The sequence below is a fragment of the Aquibacillus salsiterrae genome (assembly GCF_028416595.1).
In the GTDB taxonomy this organism is placed as follows: Bacteria; Bacillota; Bacilli; order Bacillales; family Amphibacillaceae; genus Aquibacillus_A; species Aquibacillus_A salsiterrae.
Genome location: NZ_JAMQKC010000042.1, coordinates 1 through 6,492, shown reverse-complemented (window position 1 = coordinate 6,492; position 6,492 = coordinate 1). Strand labels below are relative to the sequence as shown.

The following is a 6,492-nucleotide window of genomic DNA, read 5'->3' as shown; positions in this document are numbered from 1 at the left end:
TAATTAAGATAAGGAGAAGTAAGTTTTATTAGTTTAGTTGGAATCTTCTTGAATAAGTTTTGTCTCAACTCTGCCAAATAATTCACCGAGATCAAGTTCTAATACTGCTCGCAGTTTGATAAGTGTTCAATAGTTGGGCGCTTTTCCCCGCGTTCAATTTGACCGATGTACTTATTGCCAACAGTTGTTAGGTGTTCGAGCCGTTCCTATGTGTAGCCAGCTTCCAATCGCTTCGCTCGAATTTGTTGTCCAATTTCACTAAATGTAATATGTAGTTGCTCTTCTAATCTCTTCTCATCCAAAATAACATTTCCCTTTTTGAGACTATTATCTATTGGGATAAACTCAGATAACACAACCTGACAGCGTCTTTTGCTGTGTGTGGAAATGGGGAGGTTGAGGGGGGAAAGGATAGATAACCGATATTATTTAGTTAGTAGATGTGTTTAGGAATCAAAATCAGAATCGTTATCTGGTTTGTGTTAATATTTCCTCGCAACGATTCCTGAAGTAATTGTGAAGGACTTTGAGGCCAGGATCTCGCATTTCTTTTAACAATTCTACTTGCGCATTAGCAGACAGCGATTTAAATTTGTCCTGAATTCCTAGAAGAACCCATTTAATAACCTTCCAATCATTATGTGTAAGCCGATTACTATAGTTTTCATCAACAGTAAGCTTTAGAAGATAAATCTCCGCGCTACTTTTGAATAATTTGTGCCTTTTTATATAGTTTACAAGATCTTCCATTGTGTGATTAGCTCGAACTTCCATGGACTGCTCAAGGTATGCTTTGTATTTATCATTGTCATAGATAAGTTTACTAATTGTGGAGTATTTTACATGGCATGCATCAGCAATTTCTTTGGGGGTTAGATACATAATCTTTTCGTTTATAATAGTGTATTTATCACTTTTCGATGAGCGTGCCTTTCCGTTAAACAATTGGTTTAACAACTCTACATATCTCTCATCAGAGTTATTAAAGTACTTTAAATCACTTATGAAAGGAACACTTGGAAAATACGTTTTATAGAAATGATAGTTCTCGTAATAAGTTATCAATCGAAATTCTCCATTATCCATATATTCAACGACAGGAATTCCTTCTAAACAACCAAAGTGATTATAATAGGGTAATAATCTATCTTTACCCTCAATAAGATGACATTTGAATAATATTTCATTTATTTGAGATGCAGTAATCATGATGTATACCAAAACGAACCCTCCTTGAGCATATCTATGTAAGAAGGGATTTGTCCTATTACTTTTTTTTAGGAAAGAAACATCTTTTCAGTACAAACAGTTACTGCGGCTATGGTGTATCAGACCCTGTAGAAGGACAAAATGGCTGTTTTTCCTTGATAGGAGGACATTTTGTTTTATAGAAAGGGGTTCACTACTTTTTGGGTTTATATATCTATGCTTATGTGTGCATGTATCATGGGTGTGAGATTTATGGGGGTTCAATCGTGCATGAATAATGTACTTCATTGTAAAGTTCTTTACCCATTTAGGGAGAATGGATCTTAGAAAGTCAAAATTGTCGAAAGTTAATAGATTTGAATTTATAAGAGTATGGTAAAATAAAGTAGCAACTGAATATGTGAGGGTGGTTGGTCGTCTCTCTTCTTTCATGATCTTACAAGGATCAGGAAGGAGGTGATAATCATGGAAACATTTCTTGAACTTCTGCGTGAAATTCTTAAAGGTATTGTACGAGAAACGAGTGCCTTTATCTTTAGGAAGAACATACTAGAACACAAGAAAACCACCCCGCGCCGTCACAAGCATAAGGGTGGTTCTCAAAAATAATCTTTTGACAACCACCACCCTGACGGTAGAGGTTGCTAGGGAAGTGTTCAAGCGCTTCCCATTTTTATCTATATCCATTATACATGAATAGTATGCATCTTTTCAAATAGATATGAAGGACTGTATGTGTCTAGGGGTCAGACCCTGTCTCACCTTCATACGTATTGCTTAATGACCAACCACATTCATCTTCGGAACTTGGTGTCAGGCACCACACAAAGACAAAGGTTTCAATTTATCTTTGTGTGGTGGGCAACGTGAAAAGAGTTACTAAACAGTGTAACTCTTATTGCATTTATTTGTTGAATGTTGATTGAATTTGGTATCAGGTACCACAAAAAGACAAAAACTCTTGGTCACAGTGACGCCCCGAATTCTATTCAGTGATTTTGTGCATTAAATTCCCTTGCTATATTTGCCTTAATAGATTGATAGAATTGTGACTTAGTATATAGAAAATTTATTGTATTAATTCTTATAAAAAGGTATAATATAGAAAATGATGCAATATACTGTACTACTATTTCTATGAAAAGTGGTGAAGGTATATGTGCAAGAATGACAAGGAGGAAAATGAAATGGCTGTCTTAGCAATGAATGAACAGTATATTCTAGAAGAAGAAGCAGCTAAGAAAATTGTTTCCGCCTCTCCGGTTAATTTTAAAAAAAATAGTAATGTATTTCATGATCATAATATGAGTGATGATGAAGCAGTTGCTCATGCTTCTAATATCCTTAAAAGAAGAAAATGCAAGTAATTAGTTTAGAAAATCTATTAAGAGCTGCAGAGGAGAGCGAGGTGCGTGACTATCTCTCCTCTTTTTCTTGTGAAATAAACCCCGGGGTGGAAGATTTTTTAAAGAATCAAGCAATTGAAAGTGAAAAAAGGGTTTTTACAAGAACTCACTTGGTCATTGATGAGGAGAATAATGGTGAAATCATTGGATATTTCTCACTGAAAAACAAATCTTTTGATTTTGCTGGAAACATTTCTGGTTCTCTGAGACAAAAAATTGCATTTAGCAAGAAAGCAACAACTGTTAGTACTATTCTAATTGCGCAGCTTGGTAGATCCGATGCCTATAAGGGTGTTGTTTCTGGTTCCAATGTGTTAGAGTTGGCACTAGAAAAATGTGAAGTGATGTATAAGTTGATTGGAATGAGGGTTGTATGTGTAGAATATGAACCTGTTGCTAAACTTGAAAAATTTTATTCAAATAATTCTTTTCAATTTCTTCAATACAGTCCAAGTGGTTATAAACTAGCATTTATACGTTTATCTTAAAGTAGAATCCGGCAGCCTCGGATTCTTTTTTAAAAGATAATAAAGTATAAAATTTTAGCTCTACCACAGTGTTTCTAGCTGTGGTATTTTTAATATATGGAGACAAACATTTTGAAAGAGATATTTTTCGATCATCATCAATATTGGGAAACTTTCAACTAAAATATGGAGATATAATTCGTCCCGTAGTAATCAAGGAGGTAGAGGAATTTAGAGACTGTGGGGATATGAAAAAAGGATTCAAGCTTCTTGTTTGTGAGGGATGCCATGATATCAAACATATTCCTTTTCACTGTAAGGGTAGATTTTGTACTACATGCTCCGTGGGGGAAAGCGAGGAGTGGAGTAGGCTTTTGTCAGAAGATGTGTATCAGGTAAATCATCGTCATGTCATTTTTACGATAGATGAAGGGTTACGTGATATCTTCCTATGGCATCGTGAGTTATTAAAGGCGTTGATGGATGAAGCAGCTCGTCTTATTAGTGAGTTTTTCCAAGACAAAGTGAAGGTGAAGCCAGGTATTATTGCTGGTTGGGCTATGGTGTTAGGCACCACAAAAAGACAAAAAGGGTGGTTTTCCACATGCAGAGGACAGGTGTGGATTTGTTTAGGGGGGAGTCGATATTTATAATACGTGCCCCCGTTTTTCACTAGTGTTTTATAAGATCAGGCGACCCAACCGTTGATTGAATAGATGTTTTCCATGAGACAATGACATTAATTAATGCCAATCCAATCGTGGATTGGAAAACGATTGGACTATTGGGTACGGGTAACAAGCACTTGATGGTGGATTACGAAAAGTTGTTGCACTAATACTAGTTAACAGCTTTACTATGTTTATAATTGGTTAACCGCTTTTCAAGGTCGATTGAGTTAAAAGACTTGGATGGATGCACATCCTGCTTTTTCTGTCTTTCAAGAAACCAATCAGGGATTACCTCTTGCTTAGAGTATTTTGGCGCGTAATAGTGCCCTTGTCGATGCTGTTGAAAGGCCTTATTGTCGGACTCCACCTGTTCCAGCGAAATGACGCCCTTAGTGTCCCAGGCTGTTAGAATGCTTTCTACATATTTCCAACTGGTATGATTACGTTCCATTGCTTGTTTCATTGCCTCGATGACCAGTGTTTCGCCTAAGGTAAATGTCCAATCGGTTAGCTGCCCTTTGATGTATGGTGTTATTTTGTTAATGTTCTCTTCGTAAAACAATTCAGCTTGGTTAGTTGTTGTTATTTTATTTTTATTTTGTTTCGTTTTTATTTCTTGTTTATATAATGGGTTCGGTTTGTGGGCCAGTTTGTCGTTCATAACGCCATCCGTATTGTTGTTCAATACGTGGTCTGGATTTGGTTGTTGGTTATGTTGTTCGATTGGATTGTCGTCCCTAGTTCGATTATTGTTACTGAGATCCTCCGAGATTAGGCTAATCATTTCATAAATGGGTGCTAGGTTTCCGCCACGTGATTGGCAACGGATATAGCCCTTTTGCTCTAGTTCATCACGTGCCCGTTTAAAAGCACTGTCGTTTAATTGGATTTTTGCTGTAAGTTCCTTGGCGGCAACCGTAAATTCCTTCATCCAGCCAGTTTTGTTATTAATTTGCATCAGTGAATGCCATAACAGGATGGAGTTATTAGAAAGTGGATTGAATTCAAGGTGATTATAAAACGCATTGATTTGTTTTAAATAGTTCATCGTTTGATTTTCCTTTCGAGATGTGAGTTTAGGGATTGGGAAGTTGGGAACTGATCTATGGATTCGTGCTAAGCTTCAGGTGTTAATAATTTTAAACCGAGGACTTTTTCTATGCCAATTTTTTAGCTATAGAAATAGTTGATTTTTTCTTGAATATGAAAACAACTTTGATTATGGTATAATTAAGGTAAAATAAGAAAGAGTCTTGATATGATTACGGATATTATCTTAGGGGATAAAATAGAGGTATGCATTAGAAAGTTAAAGAAGTCAGATGTTTATAAGTACAACTTATTTGCTAAAAATGGCTGGTTTAAATGGAATACTATTTTTGACGAAGAAGAAAACCAAGTATTTGGGATGTTTTTGATAGGGAAAGATGATTTACAAGGCGTTATTGCAATCCAGGAACATAAAGAAAATCAATTAATACACATTGAATTAATGGAAGCTGCACCAGTTAATCGGTTAGACCACCCCGAACGGAAATATACGGGCGTAGGAAAGAATTTATTATGTTTTGCAATATATCAAAGCTTTGAACTTGGATATGATGGGTATATAGGATTATCTGCAAAGAGAAACTTTAATGATAGGTATTATTTAAAACTTGGAGCTATACAAGCAAGAGGTGGGATTCCTCCCTATTTTTATTTGCCAACTAGGTCTTCAATAAAGCTAGTCCACGATTATATGCCAGGAGGTGTTCAATGGTGTCGAAGTTAAAAAGTTTTGTTTTTGAATCTGTCCCAACTGGTATTCGTGCACATAGAAAAGGGGATGAAAAAGTGAAAAGAAACACAACATACACCGATGATATGGATCAAGCATTTCCAAGTGGAATTTATACAACGCCAAATGTTAAGGTTCCAAATTTACGTTTTCGTGATTTGGATAAATGGTGTCAAGAGAATGGAAAAAGTCCAGAATCATTGACTACTAAAGAGCTTGAACAGTTTAGAAGCCATTAATGATTCTAGAAACTCTGTTCATCAAAATATATCAATAGTAAAGTTGCCTTTAGGGATATCTCTCTAAGGGCTTTTATTATGGATTGAGGTGTCTGCACTTGCCATGGAAACCCAAAACAATCTGTCGCTACCCCGATTGCCATGAGCTATGTGATGGTCGGTATTGTGATAAACATAAACAGCAAGTAACACAAGAACAGAACAAATCCAATTCTAAAATTTATACCTATCAGTGGAGAAAGGCCAGCAAATCTTTCTTGAAGGAAAACCCTTTGTGTGTTCACTGTCAGAAAGTAGGTAGACTCACTCCATCAATGGAAGTGGGGATATAGGGGTCAGACCGTGCGGCCGAGCATAGGTCGTAACATATGACGGGTGGGATTCCCGTCGAGTAAGAACTATCCATTCGCTCGTAGCGAGTCTTGGAGGACAACAGGTAACTGTTGTCTTTAAGCGTAGACAGTTAGGTAATGGGCTGGAAGCCGTTTAGGTTGAAGGGATAGAGCTCCGAAACCCCAAATTAGAAGGGCTGATGTGTTGGTCTGTACAGAAAGCAACATTCCTGTCCTCGTTTATGGCAAGAGAACAGGAACCTGTAAATGTCAACGATAGAATGTACATTTTTGATTGTTTAAGTATGCACAATTTAGTTAATAAACTAAATCAAAGTTTAGCCTCTAACTGATATGCAACTGAGTGGATCCACTACAAATTGACCAT

General features: G+C 36.5%; 7 protein-coding genes and 1 pseudogene. 6 read left to right on the top strand and 2 right to left on the bottom strand.

Going from position 1 to position 6,492, the window contains the following annotated elements; genetic code table 11:
• Positions 1-468 precede the first annotated feature (468 nt).
• A complete protein-coding gene (locus NC799_RS17855) occupies positions 469-1,221 on the bottom strand; it encodes a hypothetical protein (protein WP_272447799.1) in 753 nt (250 codons plus the stop codon).
• A gap of 453 nt (positions 1,222-1,674) precedes the next feature.
• Here NC799_RS17855 and NC799_RS17850 point away from each other — a divergent pair, with 453 nt between their 5' ends.
• From NC799_RS17850 to NC799_RS18505, 4 genes and pseudogenes are all read left to right on the top strand, one after another.
• Entirely contained in the window at positions 1,675-1,818 is a 144-nt protein-coding gene (locus NC799_RS17850; protein ID WP_272447798.1) for a hypothetical protein, read from the top strand.
• Positions 1,819-2,396: 578 nt separating this feature from the next.
• On the top strand, positions 2,397-2,576 hold the full coding sequence (locus NC799_RS17845; RefSeq protein ID WP_272447796.1) for a hypothetical protein: 180 nt from the start codon (positions 2,397-2,399) through the stop codon (positions 2,574-2,576).
• The gene (locus tag NC799_RS17840; protein ID WP_272447795.1) at positions 2,567-3,103 is read left to right on the top strand and encodes a hypothetical protein; all 537 of its coding nucleotides are present in this window, start codon (positions 2,567-2,569) and stop codon (positions 3,101-3,103) included. The genes NC799_RS17845 and NC799_RS17840 overlap by 10 nt, the downstream gene beginning before the upstream one ends.
• Positions 3,104-3,199: 96 nt before the next feature.
• A pseudogene (locus NC799_RS18505) lies at positions 3,200-3,636 on the top strand (transposase zinc-binding domain-containing protein); the annotation flags it as partial.
• A gap of 286 nt (positions 3,637-3,922) precedes the next feature.
• On the opposite strand, the gene NC799_RS17825 reads toward NC799_RS18505, so the two are convergent.
• The gene (locus NC799_RS17825) at positions 3,923-4,801 is read right to left on the bottom strand and encodes a DnaD domain-containing protein (protein ID WP_272447794.1); all 879 of its coding nucleotides are present in this window, start codon (positions 4,799-4,801) and stop codon (positions 3,923-3,925) included.
• Positions 4,802-5,011: 210 nt separating this feature from the next.
• Between NC799_RS17825 and NC799_RS17820 the strand changes: the two genes are divergently transcribed.
• Positions 5,012-5,527, top strand: coding sequence for a hypothetical protein (locus tag NC799_RS17820; protein ID WP_272447793.1), 516 nt, complete (start codon positions 5,012-5,014; stop codon positions 5,525-5,527).
• Positions 5,512-5,772, top strand: coding sequence for a hypothetical protein (locus tag NC799_RS17815; protein ID WP_272447792.1), 261 nt, complete (start codon positions 5,512-5,514; stop codon positions 5,770-5,772). Before NC799_RS17820 ends, NC799_RS17815 begins: the two co-directional genes overlap by 16 nt.
• Positions 5,773-6,492: the final 720 nt, after the last annotated feature.